This is a genomic window from Dysgonomonas sp. Marseille-Q5470, assembly GCF_951230145.1.
GTDB lineage: Bacteria > Bacteroidota > Bacteroidia > Bacteroidales > Dysgonomonadaceae > Dysgonomonas.
Genome location: NZ_CATNVE010000007.1, coordinates 157795 through 178370 on the forward strand (window position 1 = coordinate 157795; position 20576 = coordinate 178370).

At 33.9% G+C, this 20576-nt stretch carries 23 protein-coding genes and 1 pseudogene; 19 read left to right on the plus strand and 5 right to left on the minus strand.

Annotation, left to right across the window (positions count from 1 at the left end):
* Positions 1-23 precede the first annotated feature (23 nt).
* The 3 genes from QOX35_RS12560 to QOX35_RS12570 are packed head-to-tail and all read left to right on the plus strand — an operon-like array spanning position 24 to position 2143.
* Complete coding sequence (locus QOX35_RS12560) at positions 24-944, plus strand: acyltransferase family protein (protein ID WP_283687205.1); 921 nt, start codon at positions 24-26, stop codon at positions 942-944.
* A gap of 16 nt (positions 945-960) precedes the next feature.
* The gene (locus QOX35_RS12565) at positions 961-1143 is read left to right on the plus strand and encodes a hypothetical protein (RefSeq protein ID WP_135105152.1); all 183 of its coding nucleotides are present in this window, start codon (positions 961-963) and stop codon (positions 1141-1143) included.
* A 46-nt stretch (positions 1144-1189) separates the two neighbouring features.
* Positions 1190-2143 carry an N-acetylornithine carbamoyltransferase gene (locus QOX35_RS12570; RefSeq protein WP_283687206.1) on the plus strand — a complete coding sequence of 318 codons (954 nt, stop codon included), beginning with the start codon at positions 1190-1192 and terminating at the stop codon, positions 2141-2143.
* Between the two features lie 93 nt (positions 2144-2236).
* Here QOX35_RS12570 and QOX35_RS12575 read toward each other — a convergent pair whose 3' ends face one another.
* Complete coding sequence (locus QOX35_RS12575) at positions 2237-3376, minus strand: helix-turn-helix domain-containing protein (protein WP_283687207.1); 1140 nt, start codon at positions 3374-3376, stop codon at positions 2237-2239.
* Between the two features lie 636 nt (positions 3377-4012).
* Between QOX35_RS12575 and QOX35_RS12580 the strand changes: the two genes are divergently transcribed.
* Both QOX35_RS12580 and QOX35_RS12585 read left to right on the plus strand, forming a co-directional pair.
* Positions 4013-5383: a metallophosphoesterase gene (locus QOX35_RS12580; protein ID WP_283687208.1), complete on the plus strand. Its 1371-nt coding sequence runs from the start codon at positions 4013-4015 to the stop codon at positions 5381-5383.
* Positions 5384-5596: 213 nt separating this feature from the next.
* On the plus strand, positions 5597-6940 hold the full coding sequence (locus QOX35_RS12585) for a TIGR00341 family protein (protein ID WP_283687209.1): 1344 nt from the start codon (positions 5597-5599) through the stop codon (positions 6938-6940).
* An 84-nt stretch (positions 6941-7024) separates the two neighbouring features.
* On the opposite strand, the gene QOX35_RS12590 is transcribed toward QOX35_RS12585, so the two are convergent.
* Positions 7025-7831, minus strand: a complete 807-nt coding sequence (locus QOX35_RS12590) for a hypothetical protein (RefSeq protein WP_135105147.1) — start codon at positions 7829-7831, stop codon at positions 7025-7027.
* A 729-nt stretch (positions 7832-8560) separates the two neighbouring features.
* Here QOX35_RS12590 and QOX35_RS12595 point away from each other — a divergent pair.
* Positions 8561-9418 carry an SDR family oxidoreductase gene (locus QOX35_RS12595; RefSeq protein ID WP_283687210.1) on the plus strand — a complete coding sequence of 286 codons (858 nt, stop codon included), beginning with the start codon at positions 8561-8563 and terminating at the stop codon, positions 9416-9418.
* Between the two features lie 105 nt (positions 9419-9523).
* On the opposite strand, the gene QOX35_RS12600 is transcribed toward QOX35_RS12595, so the two are convergent.
* Positions 9524-9880 (minus strand): winged helix-turn-helix transcriptional regulator, encoded by a 357-nt coding sequence (locus tag QOX35_RS12600; RefSeq protein WP_283687211.1) that lies wholly within the window; start codon positions 9878-9880, stop codon positions 9524-9526.
* Between the two features lie 194 nt (positions 9881-10074).
* On the opposite strand from QOX35_RS12600, the gene QOX35_RS12605 reads away from it, so the two are divergent.
* The 12 genes from QOX35_RS12605 to QOX35_RS12660 all read left to right on the plus strand — a co-directional run bounded on the left by QOX35_RS12605 (position 10075) and on the right by QOX35_RS12660 (position 18464).
* Positions 10075-10884, plus strand: a complete 810-nt coding sequence (locus tag QOX35_RS12605; RefSeq protein WP_283687212.1) for an alpha/beta hydrolase — start codon at positions 10075-10077, stop codon at positions 10882-10884.
* Between the two features lie 85 nt (positions 10885-10969).
* Entirely contained in the window at positions 10970-11197 is a 228-nt protein-coding gene (locus QOX35_RS12610; RefSeq protein WP_502846770.1) for a hypothetical protein, read from the plus strand.
* A gap of 52 nt (positions 11198-11249) precedes the next feature.
* Entirely contained in the window at positions 11250-11603 is a 354-nt protein-coding gene (locus tag QOX35_RS12615) for a hypothetical protein (RefSeq protein ID WP_283687214.1), read from the plus strand.
* Positions 11604-11793: 190 nt separating this feature from the next.
* Positions 11794-12855 carry an NADH:flavin oxidoreductase/NADH oxidase gene (locus tag QOX35_RS12620; protein ID WP_283687215.1) on the plus strand — a complete coding sequence of 354 codons (1062 nt, stop codon included), beginning with the start codon at positions 11794-11796 and terminating at the stop codon, positions 12853-12855.
* A 632-nt stretch (positions 12856-13487) separates the two neighbouring features.
* Positions 13488-13832 (plus strand): helix-turn-helix domain-containing protein, encoded by a 345-nt coding sequence (locus QOX35_RS12625; protein WP_283687216.1) that lies wholly within the window; start codon positions 13488-13490, stop codon positions 13830-13832.
* A gap of 303 nt (positions 13833-14135) precedes the next feature.
* Positions 14136-14741, plus strand: coding sequence for a BfmA/BtgA family mobilization protein (locus tag QOX35_RS12630; protein WP_283687217.1), 606 nt, complete (start codon positions 14136-14138; stop codon positions 14739-14741).
* 4 nt (positions 14742-14745) lie between these two features.
* Positions 14746-15690, plus strand: a complete 945-nt coding sequence (locus QOX35_RS12635; RefSeq protein ID WP_283687218.1) for a DUF5712 family protein — start codon at positions 14746-14748, stop codon at positions 15688-15690.
* Positions 15691-15701: 11 nt separating this feature from the next.
* Positions 15702-16109, plus strand: coding sequence for a GNAT family N-acetyltransferase (locus QOX35_RS12640; protein WP_283687219.1), 408 nt, complete (start codon positions 15702-15704; stop codon positions 16107-16109).
* Between the two features lie 335 nt (positions 16110-16444).
* On the plus strand, positions 16445-16726 hold the full coding sequence (locus QOX35_RS12645; protein ID WP_283687220.1) for a helix-turn-helix domain-containing protein: 282 nt from the start codon (positions 16445-16447) through the stop codon (positions 16724-16726).
* Complete coding sequence (locus tag QOX35_RS12650; protein WP_283687221.1) at positions 16726-17004, plus strand: DUF3876 domain-containing protein; 279 nt, start codon at positions 16726-16728, stop codon at positions 17002-17004. Before QOX35_RS12645 ends, QOX35_RS12650 begins: the two co-directional genes overlap by 1 nt.
* Before the next feature lie 11 nt (positions 17005-17015).
* Positions 17016-17297 (plus strand): helix-turn-helix domain-containing protein, encoded by a 282-nt coding sequence (locus QOX35_RS12655; RefSeq protein ID WP_283687222.1) that lies wholly within the window; start codon positions 17016-17018, stop codon positions 17295-17297.
* 105 nt (positions 17298-17402) lie between these two features.
* A complete protein-coding gene (locus tag QOX35_RS12660) occupies positions 17403-18464 on the plus strand; it encodes a hypothetical protein (RefSeq protein ID WP_283687223.1) in 1062 nt (353 codons plus the stop codon).
* An 8-nt stretch (positions 18465-18472) separates the two neighbouring features.
* On the opposite strand, the gene QOX35_RS12665 is transcribed toward QOX35_RS12660, so the two are convergent.
* Positions 18473-19825, minus strand: coding sequence for a hypothetical protein (locus QOX35_RS12665; RefSeq protein ID WP_283687224.1), 1353 nt, complete (start codon positions 19823-19825; stop codon positions 18473-18475).
* Positions 19826-19920: 95 nt separating this feature from the next.
* A pseudogene (locus tag QOX35_RS12670) lies at positions 19921-20106 on the minus strand (tyrosine-type recombinase/integrase); the annotation flags it as partial.
* A gap of 301 nt (positions 20107-20407) precedes the next feature.
* On the opposite strand from QOX35_RS12670, the gene QOX35_RS12675 reads away from it, so the two are divergent.
* A partial coding sequence (locus QOX35_RS12675) for an Arm DNA-binding domain-containing protein (protein ID WP_283687227.1) occupies positions 20408-20576 on the plus strand: 169 nt, incomplete at its 3' end.

Genomic DNA, 20576 nt, shown 5'->3' on the forward strand with positions numbered 1-20576 from the left:
TAGGCTTTGATTTAGTACCGATAATGGAAAGAAACGTTACACTCGATTATTTCAAGGTATTTCTAAGTATATTGGTAATAACAATACACATAGGCCCATTATCAGCTACATACCCTTTGCTCAACTGGCTAATATCGCAAGGTATCGCGCGGATTGCAGTACCTTGTTTCTTTGTTATAAACGGATATTACCTTGCAAAAAAAATTGATAATCCGAAAGCCTTAAAAAAGTATATCCGACATCTACTGATAATATATGCCGTATGGTCGGCTTTTTACATATTATTGAATATAGATCAGCCTCCCATTACAGTCTCGCTCTTCCTCGAATATATCACTTTGGGCATCTTGCATTTATGGTATGTAATCGCTCTGGTCTATGGTACTCTCTTGCTATATATTGCAAAGAAATTTATAAAGAATGATACTGTTCTTCTAGTCTTGGCAATTCTCATTTTCTCAATTGGTGTTTTCTGCGAACCATTGAGAGAGGGGAATATACACATTGTAAGAAATGGCTTTTTTATAGGTTTTCCTTTTATTTTTTTAGGATATTACATTTATAAACATAACTTAATACTAAAATACGGTAGTGTCACCTTGGCGGCTCTCATTGCATTAAGCCTTATTACATTATGTATTGAATCTTCATATGCCAAAGAGATGTGCCTTGTACGAGATACCTACCTGTCGCTCATTGTTTGTTGTCCTGCTATAATAATATTTGTATTTAAGCATTCGAGCTATAGAATGCCTAATACATATCTTACTTATTTAGGTTCATTAGGCTCTGCAATATATTTTATTCATTACTTTGTCATTATTAAGCTATGGGGTATAAGCATGCCTTATACAATCATCCGTTTCGGAATTATTTTATTTTTATCAATTATTTTATCCGTTTTTATCATATACATAAACAAGCGGATAAAAATATTTCTATAACAGTTAAAATCTTGTCATGAAGAAAAAGAAGAAAACAGCAGGTAAAATATCTATAAAGGACTATATAAAAGCTGTAAAAAAAGCAGACCGGGAAGATGAATTATCTCAATCGCCGGGGTGGCGACGTACAACAAATGTGCATAAGAGCAAAAAGGTATACGACAGAAAAAGAGAAAAAAGAGATATATCCAAAGAATAAGATTTAACTTTGTACCTTTAATTTGAATACAATAACAAACAACATAATGAAAACTTATACCAATGTAAAAGACTTGGGCGACCTAAATGTTGCAATAAAGGAAGCTCTAGAAATAAAGAAAAATCGTTTTGCTTATAAGAAGCTTGGAGAAAACAAGACCTTGTTAATGGTGTTCTTCAACTCAAGCTTACGCACCCGCCTTAGTACACAAAAAGCCGGAATGAATCTGGGTATGAATACGATGGTACTTGACATCAACCAAGGAGCGTGGAAGCTGGAAACAGAACGAGGAGTGATTATGGATGGTGATAAATCTGAACATATATTAGAGGCAATTCCTGTTATGGGAAGCTATTGTGATATCATTGGTGTGCGTGCTTTTGCGCAGTTCGAAAATAAAGAAGATGATTATCAAGAAAAGATTCTCAATCAGTTTATAAAATATTCGGGAAAACCTGTCTTTAGTATGGAAGCTGCTACAGGTCATCCACTACAAGCATTTGCCGACCTAATTACAATTGAGGAATATAAGAAAACAGCTCGTCCGAAGGTCGTTTTAACATGGGCTCCACACCCGAAAGCATTGCCACAGGCAGTACCTAACTCTTTCGCCGATTTCATGAACGAGGCGGATGTTGATTTTGTTATCACTCACCCTGAAGGCTATGAGTTGGACTCTAAATTTGTACGTGGTGCTAAAGTTGAATACGATCAGGATAAGGCGCTGGCCGGAGCAGACTTTGTATATGCTAAAAACTGGGCTGCGTATACCGATCCGAATTATGGAAAGATACTAAGCAAAGATATGTCGTGGACAGTAACCAGTGAGAAAATGGCACTTACTAACAATGCTTATTTTATGCATTGCCTACCTGTACGCCGTAATATGATTGTAAGTGACGATGTTATAGAAAGCCCTCAGTCTATTGTTATTCAAGAGGCGGCAAACCGTGAGATATCAGCACAAACCGTTATAAAAAGAATGCTTGAGAGCTTGTAATAAAGTAATAGAATAAATTTATTATAAGAAAAATATAAGGAAGTGCTTTCAATTAAATGAATAACACTTCCTTATATTTTTAACGCCTATAGATCAGTAATGATGAATCACATTACCTTCGTTTATCTGAATATTTTTCTTTTGAAAATACTCGGAAGGAATCATTCCTGTTAGTTGTCTGAAATTACGTAAAGCGGTGCTACGCGAACGAAATCCGACAAAAAAGAAAGCTTCTTGATAATTAACATATTGTCCTGATTCTATTTGTTGCAAGAAATCCTCAATGCGCAGCTTATTAATATAGTGTGTATAGCTTTCGTAGCCATTTTCGCGCATAACTTGCGCCAGAGTTGTACGGTTAGTAAAAAGTTCTGAGGCTAACATATTGAGAGACAAATAAGGATCTCGCCATGCATATTTTTTCTTCATATATGCATCTAATCTATCAATCAAGATCGTATTTTTTTGCTCAGGACATGAGGATGACTGCACATCTTCTACTGTAGCTTCTTCAGACTGTACATCTTTTTCTTCAGCATTTTTCTCAAGAACTGATTTTCCGATCAGACGATCAAATAGCTCCATGTAAACAATATAGAGACTACACCCGACACTAATATAATAGTACGAAATATTCAGTATAGGGTGATTAAATATCAAGATGAGAACATATGCCAGAATATTTATAAAAAGTGTAATCGAGTATTTCTTCAACCAAATATAATCGGTGTTATTGTAGCGTCTTGTACGATGAACAAAAAAGACAAACAACCCGGGGAGAAATATCAACAACGCAAGTAAAAGGCGAAACCATACCTCAAACCGATGAGCATCGGGCAACATCTCCAGAAGCGTATTATATGGAGTATAGTGCATACCTGTGCGGGAGGTAACAAGATAAACACCCAGCAAAAACAGCCAAAGAGAATATAGCTTTATTATCCGCCAAAAATTTAAACAGCCGGGAGCAATAACCTCTATAGGATACATAATGTAAGATACAACCATAAAGTTTGCCACCAACAATAATTTTGCAGAAACCACAAAATCGGGAACTACCCCGTTGCAAAGCGCAATAAAACGTGGAATATAATTAAAAACAGAGAAAAAGACTATGACCGCAAGAATTACACGAGAACGTTCTCCGGTCTTACGGCGAAGAACTAACAATAGCGAGGCAAGCAAACATACAAGCGCACCAGCAAAGACTGTAGCTATATATAGATATTGCATTATGGGTAATAATTAAATGTAATAAGATAAGGATATGAATGAAGTCGCATTCATTTAACTTGTTTTTCACTTTTGAGCCAGATCTTCTTTTTCACTCTAATTGTAAAAAAGAAATCTTAATAATGTACGCAAATTTGAAATATAATAGGTCTGGTAATTTAAATAGTCTCGTCTTCAAAATACTTTTTGGACCTTTCTTCTGCAAAAGTAAGTTTTAATTTTAACTTTTCATGCCAACAAAACTAATAATTATAGGATATTGAAAGAGAAATTTCGTTAAAAACACAAAATATGTTATCGGGAATATCTTCAACTGTAATTTTCACAAAATAGCTTCTTGTAGGGAATATAGATTTAATATTATCTAAATACAGAGCTCCTTAAGGAATTTTAATATTGCAAATCAGCAAAACTAAACTATAAAATTTGTAAATATAAGACTGCAGTTTTGTAAATATGAAACATCGCAAGTTTTGATATTGCATAGATTTGCATATCCAATTGTGTGTTGCATCTCCGTGTCAATAGCATATATTCGGTATACCAGCAATACTTAAATTAGAGAGAATCGATATTAGAAAACACCCGAATGAATAAAACTGCTTAAAAAAATTTATCACTAATATTTATTATACGATGAAAAAAATTTATTATTTACTTTTACTTATTGCAGTAACCTTTCCCTTTAGTTTGGTTTCATGCAATAATACTGACGAAGAGATTACCTCAAATCCATTTGACAGTATCAGCAAGGGGAACATCAACGGACGAAACAAGATTGTGGTCATTAGCGACTTGCATTTAGGAAATGATTTATCTTACTCAGAGAATGTGAAACACCTCAAACGTTTAGAAGAATTCTTAACTGAAGTAAGGTCGTCAACTACTATCAAAGAACTTGTTCTTAATGGCGATATATTGGACGAGTGGTATATTCCTACACGTGTAAATCCTTATGGTGGTGGTTCGCAGGCCGACTTTATCAGAAAGTCTGTCGCAGCAAACAAGAATGTTTTTGATATTTTAAACGGAATAATAAAAGATGGTAAGATAAAACTCACCTATATTCCGGGTAATCACGACATGGGATTCACGGCAGAAAATATCGATATTGCAATGCCGGGAGTGAACCAAGCTCGCGATGCAGGAGCTAAATATGGAATAGGGACTTATCATCCCGAAGGTTATCCTCAGATAGCGATAGAACACAGCCATCGGTACGATTTCTTTAATGCGATAACTCCAAATGCAAATGAGAGTGAAGCTCCGGGTGCAACTTTACCTCCGGGTTATTTCTTTGCTCGTATTGCAGCCAACTCGTTTACCGATCCCACTACTCCGGAAGCAGCAACCAAAGTTCCTGAAGTAGTACAAAATAACCCAGGTAATGCCGAACAAGAAAGTAAATTCATTTATTATAACCTGTGGAAAGAAGTAATGGAAGGGCTTATTTATGTGAAGGACAATTTCAGTGACCCTATTATCACAACAAATGTAGGGAACTACACAAAGACTTATTCGATAAACGACATTCTGCCATATAACAGCACAACTGATGGAAGTATCCAAATGAAGTTATACAATAACTTGTTTACACAAAGCAATTGGAATCGTCGATTAAAATACAACAATGCTATTGTTATGACAGATATCAACGAAGCAATAGTAGGTAGCCTGAGAACAGAATTCATCGACAATCAGGCAGATGTACAGTATTTTAGGAATGCTCTATCTAACGTTCGTATTGTCATCTTTGGACACACTCATATCCCGATGATAAAATCCTATATTAATCTCGACAAGCAACCTTGTATATATGCAAATTCGGGAACATGGGAAGACCAAAAGACCCGAGACAAAAACGAAGTGATTGACCAAGATGCGAAAAAGATGAACTTTATAGTTATTGCTCCTGTGAAATCTGACAAAACAAAAATAGAAGTGGGATTGTACCAATATCGTTATGGAAAGCATGTCTTAAATGATAAAAAAGAAATAGATTTATAATATCCTCGATCTTAAAGTTCTATTGTCCCGATGGCAATTTCTCTCAAAAGAAAAATGTCATCGGGACTAATATTTAATTCTTTGTAATAAATAAAGAATAGAAAGCCGGAATAAAAAATTAGGGTAAAAAAATATATAATTAATCAAAAAAGAAGTATCTTTTCGGTAAAAATAAAATAGGGTGACAAGAAGTAAAATCTAATAATATGCATTATGTACAATTCAATTAGAAAGATACTTACCTATGTCAGCTTACAAAAGCAGACAGAAGATTTTGAAGAAATACACAATTCCATAACACAAGGAATTTCTTTTAAGGGAACCAACATCTGGATATTAGTTTGTGCTATTATTATAGCATCAGTGGGGCTTAACACCAATTCAACGGCAGTAATAATAGGTGCCATGCTTATTTCTCCATTGATGGGGCCGATTAACGGAATGGGCTATAGTATCGCTATTCACGACTTTGGCCTGCTTCGCCAGTCTTTAAAAAACTTTGGATTTGCAGTATTAGCGAGTATAATAGCCTCAACTATATATTTTACGATTACACCTGTTCATACAGCCCACTCCGAATTGCTAGCTCGTACCAGCCCGACTATTTACGACGTATTGATTGCTCTATTTGGTGGATTTGCAGGTATAATCGCAATCAGCAGTAAGCAAAAAGGAAATGTCATACCCGGCGTAGCTATTGCAACAGCCTTGATGCCTCCTCTGTGCACAGCAGGATATGGTTTGGCTACTTTTCAGTTCTCTTTCTTCTACGGAGCGTTTTATTTATTTACCATCAATACAGTCTGTATTGCTTATGCTTCGGTTTTGATTTCTCAAATGCTGAAATTTCCAATCAGAGATATCAATATAAGTGAGACTAAAAAGAAGCGAATCAATCAAGCATTATCTATTATTCTAATCATAATCATATTACCTAGTATCTATTTAGGCTATCGCATGTCTCAGAATGAGAAGTTCAGGGCAAATGCAGAAAAATATACACGTTACGTTGGAATATATAAAGGAAATTACCTGCTCAACAATGAGATTAGTGCCAATAAAAAAGAAATTAATTTAGTATATGGCGGATCATCATTGACGGAAGATGATAAAAAGGCGATTATTGATCAGGCTAATTTATTCTCTTTAATTGATGCTAAAATAACAATTGAGCAAGGACTGGCTATAGATAATGACATGGCTAAAGATCGCTTAAAAGCACAATCGGAAGAAGAAAGGTTAAGACAACAAATAGCCCTTCTTAATTTGGAAGTCACAGGTTATAGACAGAAAATAGATAGTGTACAGAGTCAATATTTCATAGGGAAGCAATTATTATCTGAATTGGCTCCTCTATATCCCCAGATACAGAGTTGTTCATATTCTGATGTATATATCTATCAACAAAGCGATACTTTATCTCGCGAAAAAACAGGTATATTTATGATTACATCGAAGAACATCCTTTCGAAAAATGAACAGGAAAAGATAAAGAATTGGCTAATGAAAAGATTAAATAAAAAAGAGGTCAAGGTGTATTTTGATATAGGAAAGTAGTCATTAATTATATTATTTTCTAGATTATATTGGTTTTCAATATTATCTATATTTTTATACAATAGAAAGTATCTATCGCTATTATTATTCTATCCATGTTAATTTAGAAGATATTAGATTCCATCTACCATTCTCTTTTTTCAGATAAGCCTCTCCTCCTTGATAAACAAGTCTAAAGAATAATTTAGCATAGTTCATTTCTTTATCAAAGACTATAGTATACACTTGTGGGTATGTCAAAAGCTGCCAATATGCTCCCCAGTGTCCTCTCCATATTTTTATCTTTTTTTCAAGAAAACATTGTCTTTTAGCTACCTCTTTGTCCGACAAATAATATAAATAATTAAGAGCTTCTTTATTCTTCTTAATACGAGTGCCTAAAAACGTTGTTAATTCTATATTGTATGAAGGACTTAGATATACAACTTCTTTACCTCTAAAAGAAATATTCGGTCTAAAATTAGTAATAGTATCAGTGCTTATGATATCTTTGTCTAATAATTCTTTCATTAATCTTTCTTCTGCAAAAGCAGGTATCTTTTGTAGATTTAAACTGTCAATACCATCTTGTCCTTCCTTTTTCAATAGCTTTTTGTAAATTATTATTTTCTCGTCTTCAGTATAAAATACTTTATTTTGAACTCTATACTGAAGATTATGCTGAATGATTATATATTTTGTGTTCTGATATATAGTATCTCCCCACTCAGAACTTCCAATTCTTTGCAAGTCTATTGGATTATAAAAAGCATAAAACACATCATATACAGCTTTCTCTGTAGTCAATAAGGCTTGATATTCTTTATCTGAAATTGGCAAAATATCTTTTCGCCAATGATCCAAGAAATCTTCAAGCTTCTTTTCTGACTTTTTTTTGTATGCTTCTTCCAATATATTAAACTGAGAATATGAATAGTTAAAGGATGAGCACAGTAAAAACATAATAATAACTTTCCTCATAGTCCAAATTATTAATAGAGTAATATGTAAAAATACTAATCTATTTTATCTGAGGAAAACTATTATTTTATTTTTACAACAAATTACTCGTAGCTTAACTCTAATAATCCAGAAATTCATATCCTTGCACTAAAAAATCTCTGAGAACAAACATACGGTACTTTCTGTCGTCTGTCATCCTATTGTTGGTTTAACTTACACCCTTAAAAAAACACCTTTTTGACAATAAAAAAAGACAGCTACAAATTGTAACTGTCTTTTTTAACGTGGTGCCACCAGAAATCGTCATTTAGATTTAAGTGGCTTATATTCTTATAGATAAGTTTTCGAAAAAGAAGTAATCTCCCGCTATCGCTCCACCAAATTTCTGCTCTGCTTTGCGGCGAAATTCTTCACATCACATTTCCTATAACAAATATAAGAGAAATCGTCATAATTTGGAAATTTTGATAGTTCTTTTATACGATTTTTTTTTGTTATATTCATTTTTCAAAGAATAAGAAGAGAAGTATCTAATAAAACATAAAAACTAACTAATAGCTATCTATCTCCTATTAAAAAACAAGTTAGACAATTCTATTCTTTCAAATAAATCCAATAATAAATTTGATATACTTTGTTATATCAGTTACAAAAGTATATCAAGTATATAATACCTTTGTGAAAAATAATAATATTAAAAACATTATGTCAAACAAAACAATTTTCATTACAGGTACAAGTTCTGGATTAGGGAAATCTTCTGCTATTTATTTTGCTCAAAATGGATGGAATGTAGCAGCGACCATGCGGTCACCAGAAAAAGAAAAGGAGTTGATTTATTATGAAAACATTAAACTTTTCAAATTGGATGTTACAAATCCTCATGAAGTTACAGATGCAGTAAATGATGCAATAGATACCTTTGGAAAAATAGATGTTGTACTCAACAATGCAGGTGTTGGCACTTATGGAGCATTAGAACTGATAGATAGAACTGATATTAATAAAGCTCTAGACGTTAATGTGAGAGGTGTTACCAATGTAATAATGGAGTTTTTGCCTCACTTTCGTCAAAATAGTAACGGAATGTTTATAAATATCAGTTCTGTTATGGGGCGTAGTGCTGCATTACCATTAGGATCGGTATATAATATGACAAAATTTGCACTTGAAGGGCTTATTGAAGGACTATATGTTGAACTTAAACCGTTTAACATAGATTTGCGACTTGTTGAACCTGGAGGGTTTTACTCTGAATTCGTAAACAATACATCTTTTGCAAAAGGTGGAACCATAACAGCATATGATAAAATAACAAAAATTGTTGAGCAACAGATGATGGAATCAACCCGGAAAGCAGATACAAAAAAACGGGATGTAATTGTTAAAGCTATATTTAAAATTGCGACAGGACGCAATAAGAAATTTCGGACAATAGTGGGGAACGATGCAAAAACGATTCTCACATTAAGAAAAATTCTTCCGATTAGAATGTTTTTGTCTTTTTTAGTTCAATCTTTCAAAATTAACAAATAGTTATTAGAAATGAAAAAATTATAACCTTCGGTCTATCTTTGACCTATCAACAATCTACAAGTCAGGAATATTAAACAAATATATAATTATTCCTGATTTGTCGTTTTATCCTTTCCGAATTAGCTCTCTATGAGCCTTTCCCCATTTTATCATTTCTATAATGACACTTCCGAGAGATTTGCAATATTCTGTGGATGTGTATTCAATAGTCACAGGTATATCTGGATATACGGTACGGCAAATAAATTTATTCATCTCCAACTCTTTCAATTCTTTTGAAAGCATTCTTGTTGTTATTCCAGGAATACTCCGTTCTATTTCACGAAAATGTTTGTTTCCATTGCAAATGGAATTAATGATTGGAATCTTCCATTTCCCACTTATGGCATAAAGAGTATCTTGTAAAGCCTGCATTTCTTCTTGTGGATTTCTCTTTTTCTCAATTAATTCTTCTTGTTTCATATCTGATATACTTTGTTATACTGGTTACAAATATATATCATTTTCTCGATATATTTGTGATGCAATTTTCTTTTATGGATTCTCTCGAATATGTAAACTATAAAAAGAATGTAATTGCCTGATATCTCATAATTAGAGTATATCTAAAAAGCATATAAGGTAAAGAGTCCTAATCACTTTATAAATTAATGAATATGAATAAGTTTAAAACAGTTTTATGCACACTGACATTCCTTTTCACTGCTGCTATTTTCAATTGTATTCAGGCGCAGGATACGTTGGGTATTAAAAATATTGTACTAGTTCACGGAGCCTTTGTCGATGGCTCGGGTTGGCAGTCTGTTCATGATATACTTACCGATCAAGGGTATAAAGTAATAGTTACACAACATAGCCTTACGACCTTTAATGGAGATGTAGAGGCTGTTAAACGTATATTAGATCAGCAATCCGGATCATGCATATTAGTGGGACATAGTTACGGAGGTGCTATTATTTCAGAAGTAGGAAACCACCCTAATGTAATGGGATTAGTATACATTGCTGCGCATGTTCCCGATGATGGAGAATCACGAGCAGATATTGTCAAAAAATATCCACCTGCATATAAATTATTAATAAAAGGAAAGGATGGATGGGATTATATTGATCCTAAATTGTTTCCCGCAGATTTTGCGGCCGATCTCCCTAAACAAAAAGCCGAATTTATGGCTAACTCTCAAACACCTACAGCTGATGAAGTTTTTCAGGCTATTATTTACAATGTTGCATGGAAAACTAAGCCTAGTTGGTATATGGTTGCTACATCTGATCGTATTATTAATCCTGATTTGGAGCGTATGTATGCCGAACGAGCAAAAAGTGCAACCGTTGAAATAGAAGGAGCCAGCCATGCTGTTTTTATCTCGCATCCCAAAGAGGTCGCAAATTTAATCATTGCTGCGGCCAAGGAAAGCACAGCTAGCATACTCAATAGATCTATGAATGGAATATCATTACAGTAATTCGCATAATTGTTAATTATACTCATTCGGCATAAAACCAGACTTAGGTCTGTTGATTAATATTCACTATTAAAAAATTATGCTTATGAATGACTTAAAAGAATTGAGACTATTCGCATTATTATGTGAAACCTCACAAGAGATTTCAAATGAAGTAATGAAAAGTGCCTATGAGAATTTTGTAGAACAAATTGTTCCGAATCAGTCCGAAACAGAGTATTCCGTAGTCTTTCGGAGGTTGAATCTTACTCGTATAGAGTTTAAGACATTACAAACAAATATTTTATGCGAGCAGGGGGAAAAATGCGCTTAAAAATCGATACATCCAAAAGGCTATCTGGTATCTTGAATCTGAAATTGAACTATTGAAACTTATACCCCCACAAACTAATAGGTTCTCCAATAATTTTCAATCTGAAACCCCAAAAGTTTATTTTATTCCCAAGCCACAAGGTTTGGGGATTGATAGTTTGGGAGAATTTGCTGTTTCCATTGAATTATCCCATCAATTTGTAGATGAGGAAGGAAAGCCAGCCCCATTTATCCATATTGCTAAAACGTTGGAAAATGCTTTCAACTTTAATTTTGGAGATGTGTACAAATCCAAAAGTAGAATATTTAGCAGAAAACCTTATAATCTGACAAAAGCATTGGATTATCTGAAAAATCTTATCATCCGCAAAAACAAGATAAAAAAAGATGATTCTATTACTAATTGATATTTAGATGTTTGCAAATTAATTTTAGGGAATTCCATAGGGGTTCCCCTATTTTACCTTAAGGTGTTTATGTAAAGATATATCTTTGTAAGGAGGAGCATCAGTCATTAGTCCTATGTTTTTTCAGGGTGAAAGTAAGACTAAACTATGGTCGTATTTCTCATATTGTAGATACATAAACATAAAATATATGTCTAAATTATTTACGTCTTTACAAATTAAGGATATTACAGTCAAAAATCGGATTGTAATGTCTCCGATGTGTCAATACTCCTCTATTAATGGATTTGCAAATGAATGGCATTATATACATTACGTAACAAGAGCCATTGGTGGAGCAGGAGTAATTATACAAGAAGCAACAGCGGTTCTTCCAGAAGGGCGGATTAGCTATGCAGATTTGGGTATCTGGAAAGATGAACATATCAAAGAATTTAAAAAGATAACAGCTACAATTCAAGAACACGGAGCTATCCCGGGCATTCAACTTGCTCATGCAGGACGAAAAGCCAGTTGTGGTTTACCAAATAAAGGAGGAGTACAACTTAAAGAAGGTGAGCATGCATGGCTTACGGTTGCACCTTCTTCAATTCCATTTTATGCAGTAGATAACCCTCCGTCTGCTTTATCTGAAGCTGGGATCAAAGATATAATTACCGCTTTTAAAGATGCAACAATCCGTGCGATAAAATCAGGTTATAAAATAATAGAAATACATGCAGCTCATGGCTATCTTATTCATGAGTTTCTGCCCCCTTTAACGAATATGAGAGTGGATAAATATGGTGGCAGTTTTGAGAACCGGACACGTATTCTTTTTGATATTATTGATGCTGTATGTCCTCATATAAATAATGAGATTTCCTTATGGGTTCGTATTTCTGCTACAGATTGGGTTGAAGGAGGTTGGGATTTAAATCAGTCGGTTCAATTGGCCAAGTTGATTAAAGAGAAAGGAGTAGAAGTTCTTGATGTTTCTGCGGGTGGACTTACTCCTGATGCCAATATCCCTGTTTCTGTAAACTATCAGGTTCCTTTTGCTAATCGTATCAGAGAAGCAAGCGGATTGATTACTGGTGCTGTGGGACTTCTTACTGAAGCTTCTCAAATGGAGAAATTATTGGATACTCAGCAGTGTGATTTGATATTTGTAGGACGTAAACTATTAAGAGATCCATATTTCCCCATTAATGCGGCAAAAGAGCTAGATAGTTTAAATCTTAGTCCGGATCAGTATTACAGAATGTTTTAAGATTCTATGTTATTGGGCCTTTTATCACTGTTGGATTGGAGGATAGAGTATCAATAGCTTGTACACCACCTTCTTCATACTTAAAATCATAATTTAGTCCTATATTTTAAGAGTTTTTAATATAGAGATATAGCGTTTCAACAGCTTTTTATCCATAGAGTAAACCTATATTTTAAAGACAAAATAAAATAATGATTTATTTCTATTGTGCCGTATTCATGATGCATAATAGAAATATGGTTTCACATATTCTCTAATTATAAATAAATCATCCCAATCCGGTATTTAGGCAAAAACTTGTTCTTAAGATATCCTATCTTTGCGACTAATAGCTTAAGTTTATTTGTTTAATTCAACTGAACTCAATTGATTTTTATCCTATTTTTAATAAAACCGTAAAATCTGATGATCTAGCAAAAGCTATTGGATTTTCTGAAAAAATCTTATCGTTCGTGAAAGTCAGCAAACAAAATGAAACAAGATGAATTTATAAATTTTTGATATTTAATACTTTACCAATTATATTTAGGGGAGTCAATAGGGATTCCCCTATTTTATTTACTTCATTTTGCAGAGCTTTACTTCATCAATCGATTGAAAATAAGAATGTTTAATTTGAAAAATGAAGTAATATGTATATTAATAACGAAGATTTTGAAACATGGATGCAAAAGCTATCCAAAAAGTTAACGGAAATCGGTCAGGACTTGAAGTCTTTGATTAACACATCCGATGTGTTTGAAGAAGACGAAAAGATTCTCGACAACCAAGACTTAGCCTTTCTTCTCAAAGTATCGTATAGGACTTTACAACGTTATAGAACAAGTAAGAAACTCCCTTATTTTGCAATTGGACATAAAACCTACTACCGGGTAAATGATGTTCGCCACTTTGTCCGTGAGCATATGGATTTTCAAACCTATCGGGACTTTGAAAAGAAGCATCCGACAGATAATAATGATGAAAAAGATGAATGATTCTGCTTTTTATGTTTTAAGCAGAATGGCGCAAGCGAATGAAGGCTTGTTTTAATTTACACCTTCAAGTAATGGCTCCGCATTTAGCAGAAACAACTTCGCCTACCGGCTCTGTTCATTTCGCTAAATTGAGCAAGAGGGAACTGGACAAGTCCTGTTCTTCCCTCTTGCCCTGCGGGGCAAAACCTTCGGCTTTAGTGCTTTAGGATAAAGCACAGTTATATCACTTGCTATAACTTGAATTGATATACAATTCTATGTTAGCAAGTTAGATGTATAAATAGCTATAAAATAGTTATAACTATGACCAAACAGAATAGAAATATCGTATTTACAACAATAGCTATAGAAGGGGAAACAGATAAGTTAATCGAGAAGCTTTGTAAACGCTATTCATTGAAAAAAGGGGAAATAGTGAAATTGGCTTTCCTGTATCTGGAGAAAGCCCATATCAACCCTGCCGATGCTCCCGAATCGGTAAAGTCGGAGTTATCCAAGATTAACAAACGGCAAGATGATATAATACGTTTCATTCGGAAGTACGAGGAAGACCAGCTTAATCCGATGATACGCACAAGCCATTCAATCGCTACCCGCTTCGATACTGCCATGAAAGAACAGAACGGATTGATAACCTCGGAAATAAATACCTCACGAGAATTACAGGACAATGTTTTGAAAAAGATAACCGAGACTTTCAACCAACATGCAACTGTAATTAACAATCAAGCCAAACAAATCAATGACCTTGCCGGGGTCATAAACTTAGCGTCAAAGAAGCAGGAGCGAAATAACAACAAGCTTTTGAAGTTGATTTCTCTATATTCGGAACTTGCCACTTGCGGAGTTATGGACGGCAAGCGGAAAGATAGTCTCAGAGCCGAAATAAACGACCTGATAAACGAGTAACCCCATGAATATAGATTTTCCGCCACCGTCCAAAGGCACGTATAACAATGCAGGTAGTAGCCGGAGATTAGCGGATTATTGCGAGCATGAAGATTTAGAACGTATGGAGCAGGGAATCTATACCGAAGGTTTTTTCAATCTAACAGATGATAATATATACAAATCACAGGTCGTAAAAGATATAGACAGTAATATAGGTCAGTTATTAAAAACGGATGCCAAGTTTTACGCTATTCATGTAAGCCCATCGGAAAAAGAACTCAAAATAATGGGTAATACCGAACAGGAACAAGCCGAAGCCATGAAACGGTATATCCGTGAAATCGTTATTCCTGAATATGCCAAGAATTTCAACAAAGGACTATCGGCAGAAGATATAAAATTTTACGGAAAGATACATTTCAGCCGGAACAGGTCTAATAACGAATTAAATATGCACTGTCATTTGATTGTCAGCCGGAAAGACCAATCTAATAAGAAAAAGCTATCCCCGCTTACCAACCACAAAAACACCTATAAAGGAACAGTTAAGGGCGGTTTTGATAGAAAAAGCCTGTTCCAACAGGTAGAGCAGGGATTTGACAATCTATTCGGCTACAAACGGGAACTAACAGAATCCTTTGAGTATTACAACACGATGAAGAACGGAACGATATCCGACCAACTAAGCGTACAAGAACAACAGATTTCCGATGAAAGAAAAAATACAGATATTCAGACAGACCAGACTGAAAACAAGGTTGCATATAAACAAGATGACAACCTTTTAAATATACAATCTGTAAATCAGGATAATAAGAAAGAAGATAAACAATCTTTCAATATCCCTGATTTGGGTTTATCCTCTGCGTTAGGCTTGCTTACTCCTGATGTCAATAAAGAGGAGGAGCAAATTCCCGTGAAAAAGAAAATAAAAAAGAAACCGAAGCGAGGATTTAGGGAATCATAAACCGCAGATATATGAACGAATACGAAGAAATACGGAAAGAAATAGATATATACCTGATGAAGCGGTTTAAGTATCGTCTATCCCTTGTATATCTCACACCTGATAACGTAGTAGCCACCCGAAGAAACAGCCGAATAGATTTGTATCTGCGTATCCGAAGAATAGAAAGTCTGTTTCCACCTGATTGCCTGATTATAGCCCGAATCAGCTTTCGGAAAGGACGTTCGGGGCATGGCTCTCATTACGTTAGATTCTTAGCAGAAATAGCATTAAAATACGGCTTTAAGTATATCGGGATAGAATCCGTCAACGATAAGAGCAGGACATTTGCCGAAAAATTAGGTTTCTATTCGATAGACGGTTATAATTATGCAATATCAGTGAAGAATCTCCTATCATATTTTCAAGATAGGAGATAGTATGATTCTTTATTTATTTGATTTACAAAGGTAAATTCCGGGAATAGAACGCCAACACCAAGCCGCAAGCGGTTTTTAGAAATTTCTTCCTTTTTGCTTCACAAAAAGAGTAAATTTCTAAAAAGTGTTGTCTTATCTATTCCCTACATGAATGAGATGTATATCAATTAAAAAAAGAAAAAAATATGTTGTTGGGGATTGAGTGTTTGCGCCAGTTACAGCCACTTTCAGCCTTTGCATCCCATTTCTTAAAACCTGCCTGAAATCTGCTTTCCTTTGCCTGAAATTCATTGCAATGAGAATAATTTCAGTAATAAGTAAAAACATATTTTAATATGGATATAGTAGCAATCGAAAGCAAAGCGTTCGAGCAGATGAAAGAACGTTTTGAAGATTTTGCCCGACAGATAAAAAATCTATATGGGGAGAATCAGGATAAAGAACAATGGTTAGGCAATGATGATGTTTGCGGACTCCTGCAAATATCGCCGAGAACATTACAGTCATACAGGGATAACGGGATACTACCTTATTCACAGATTGGACGCAAATGCTATTACCGGGTATCGGATGTTGAGAATTTAATCAGTCAATCACAAATCAACAAGAAACAATAATGGAAACAAAGAAATTCAATTTAGATAGGTTGGTCGGTAATTGGGAAAGCATAAACCTGAATCCGACAGTTATTATATACAAAAACGGGAACAGCTATTTACTTAGCATTATCCACATGAACGAGACGAGCAAACAGGCAAACCCTGCTACCTATGAAATTCAGGAAGAAGAGGAGGGTTTCTTTATTAACTACAATTTGAAACGGACGGCTATCAGCTATGATACGAAACTGGATATATTAACTATCTCTGCATTGGGCGACTATTTGCGGAACTAAAAGATACCACAATGGAAATATTAGATAAGAAATCAACGGAAATAGCTTCTTTCTTCACGGGATTGGATGAGTTACTGGATACTATCGGGCAAGCCCTTAAAAACCGTACTCCACACCTGAATGGCGAAAAATTTCTGTCAAATCGTGATGTTTGCCGGATGCTTCACGTTTCATCCCGAACGTTACAGGATTGGCGGGATACGGGTAAAATCCCTTTCATTCAGATTAAAGGAAAGATTTTATACAAACAGTCGGAAATTTTAAAATGGATAGAATCCAATGTCTGCCAATAATAACATAATTTGTTTTAAATGAGCATTTAAGAAAGACTTATAAAATTACTTATAGGTCTTTTTTTATGAGTATTTTTACAAAAGATTATATAACAAAACAAAGTTATGAGAAAGTATTATAGAAGAATTGTTTTTTCAAAAACCCCGTTAAAAACGCAATTTAGATACAGAGATGTTTTTCAACTGTTGCCTATCAGTTCTAAATCCGCACCTATAAACCCTTATGCACGACATTTTCCTTTATTTCTTGAATATTATATCGATTTTGATGATGAAGAAAGAGAAATAGATATATTCGAAGACTTAGCAGCCCAACAGAAAAGAGAATTTGAGCTCATAAATTTATTGTCAGTATTGACAAATCATAGGTTCTTTAAATATTTATCAGATAGGAATGAATGGGCAATTATGACACCCAATATAGGATTTGACAATTTGAGCGAAGAACAAAAAATACTGTATAATAATCAGAGTAGTTTTTGGGCCATTGCAGGATACATATATCCAGATTTAAAGAAAGAACTTGAAATTGGACAATTATCGGAGCAAAAATATCCAGAAACACCATTAATGTCTCCATATTATCAATATTTTACAAATAATCCTGTAGAAAACCATGAAGGGAGAATACGATTTCCAGAAACCATTATAAATTGTTTAGATAACTATTTTGCCCTCTCTCAGAAAACTTTACAGAAAGTAAAGTCATGCGTTTTCTTAACATGTGACGGAATTGATATTCAAGATAACAAAAGAAGTTTAGCTTTTCTATCATTTGTTTCTGCCATAGAAGGGTTAGTCAGTTTAGAAGTTGCAGATGATGAAATAACTTTTGAATGCCATAACTGTAAAACAATTAAAGATTCTCCGTATCCATGTCCAAAATGTGGAAGACCAATTTGGGGTATCAAAACAAAATTCGTTGAATTTTTAAGAAAATTTGTAGCTGGAAGCGATAAATCAACTCAAACATATAGAGAAGTTTATAACTTGCGATCCAAGATAACTCATCAAAATCAATTGTTTTCTGGTGATTATGATTTGTCATTAGACGAAAATAAAATGAATCTGGAGCACCAAGATTGGATAATGAGATTAAAAACATTACAACTTGTAAAACTTAGTCTTTCAAACTGGTTAATGTACCCTCAAAAGAGAAAAAAGTAAAATTTATTTCATTCATTTTCTTTAGTTTCAATAATAAATTCCCATACATCCATATGGCCATATTGGTAAATACTTAGTCTGTATGAATATTGTTCTGTCTGAAATATTAATTCTTTTTCGTTGTCTATAGAGACAATAATGCTATTGATAGTGTTAATGTTTAGAAAAACAAATATTTTTTTTATGCAATCCTTTAATAAGGATAATGCTGATTCTTTTTGTTTCTTATTATTTAGATTTAAGGTTAAATTCAATTGTTTTACATGTGTTTCCTCACCCGACAGATAACATGCAATGTTATTTGGCAAACCCACATAGGAATCTTTATAAGAATCTGGTAATTCGAAATAAGGAGTAATACTTTGAAAAGATGTACCAATATTGCGCCACTCCGAAAAATCTCCGATTCCAATTTTAGACAATACACCTCGACTTCTTTCTATATCGTTGAACAACTCAATTTTTGCATTATTACTTATTATCCCTTTTTTATGTAAAGGCTTTTTTGCTATCTCCTTCACTTGCTTTCGAATATTATCAGTTGTTTTTAAAGACATAAAATTTCTATCAATTCTGAAAAGTTTTGTGAGACTTATGTTTGCAGAAATCAGAATCTCTTTTTTTGCATCTTTCACCTGTTTTTCTCCTTTATATCTTAGAAAACTATTCACTCGAATGAATAAATTTTCATACCTCATAAATAATGCTAGAAGATAAAAATACGGCAATGTTAGTATTCCTAATAGGATGGGCAATAAGAAGGATTTTATGTTTGAGAGAGAGAATAAAAGTTCATAATCGGTTATAGTTTTATATATAACATACACAATCATACCAAGCCCTATCAACCCTAAGATGTTTTTGCATAAAATGACAACTTTTCTATAATTTTCTTCTTGCGCTGAAGAATGTTCTGCAAAAGCTCCTATAATAGAAAACACACACACTACGGGAATAAATATAAGCTCACCGGCTAAGCTTAAAGTGTAGAAATTAAACAGAAACTCCCAAACAACGAGAACTTTGATATTATCTTTTATAATCCTTGAAAAATAATTTAGGTTTTCAACTTTATTGACATTCATGAACAAGACGAATCCTGAAAAAAACACCCATAAGCACGTATCCTTTAATAAAGAGATGTTCCAGAATCCTAAATGCGATAAAATAGAAACTATAATTATTATATTTAGCAATAATAAACTAAAAGCCAGAATAAGCTTTCTATCAAAAAGAGCTTTGAAAACACCAACTATGGAATGTCTAACACTTTTTGTCCTAGACACAAAAAGTAAAAAGATGAGAAACCATATAGCTAAGGCGATTTCTCTTGTTGAAAATATATCAAATAAGCAGTTCATTAAAGAATTTATTGACAGGATATAATGGTAAAGATATGAAAAAGGTGCTAATCTTAACAGAAAAGTACCTTACAAAGCAGATATACTGCCTATTATTACACCGCAGAGCTAGATAAATTACTTCCCACTTTCTGCATATCATTTAGAATGCTTTGATCCAATACACGAGCATATCGTTTTGTCATACTGATATTGGAATGTCCTAACATTTTAGCTACATTCTCAATACTAACTCCATTTGCCAAACAGACCGAAGTTGCATAGCTATGACGGGCAACGTGAAAAAAACACAAGAAAAGGCATATACGCAAATCGCAATACTTCAATAGGTAACAGTCTTGAAATTAGCTCATTTGCTTAAATTTAGGAAGTTCGTAAAATTTGAATCTAAGCAAATCTTAGACATACTTCAGTTACTAAGTCGTTAACCACTCAGTTACTAAATTAAAACAGGTAACAAGATGCGAACAAACGAACTTATTATGTTCTGATTTGCTTATAATTACGCACCAAAGAGCACTTATATAACAAGTAACTTTGCCGTTGCAAAACAACGGCAAAGGATAATAAAAATATAAGTGTATGAAAACAGAAAAATTCAAGGTATTACTCTACCTCAAAAAAAGTAGTCCCGACAAATCGGGTAAAACTCCGATAATGGGACGTATCACTGTCGGCAAGTCGATGGTACAATTCAGTTGTAAACTTTCTTGTACATTTTCACTATGGAATCCGCGTGAAAGTCGGTTGA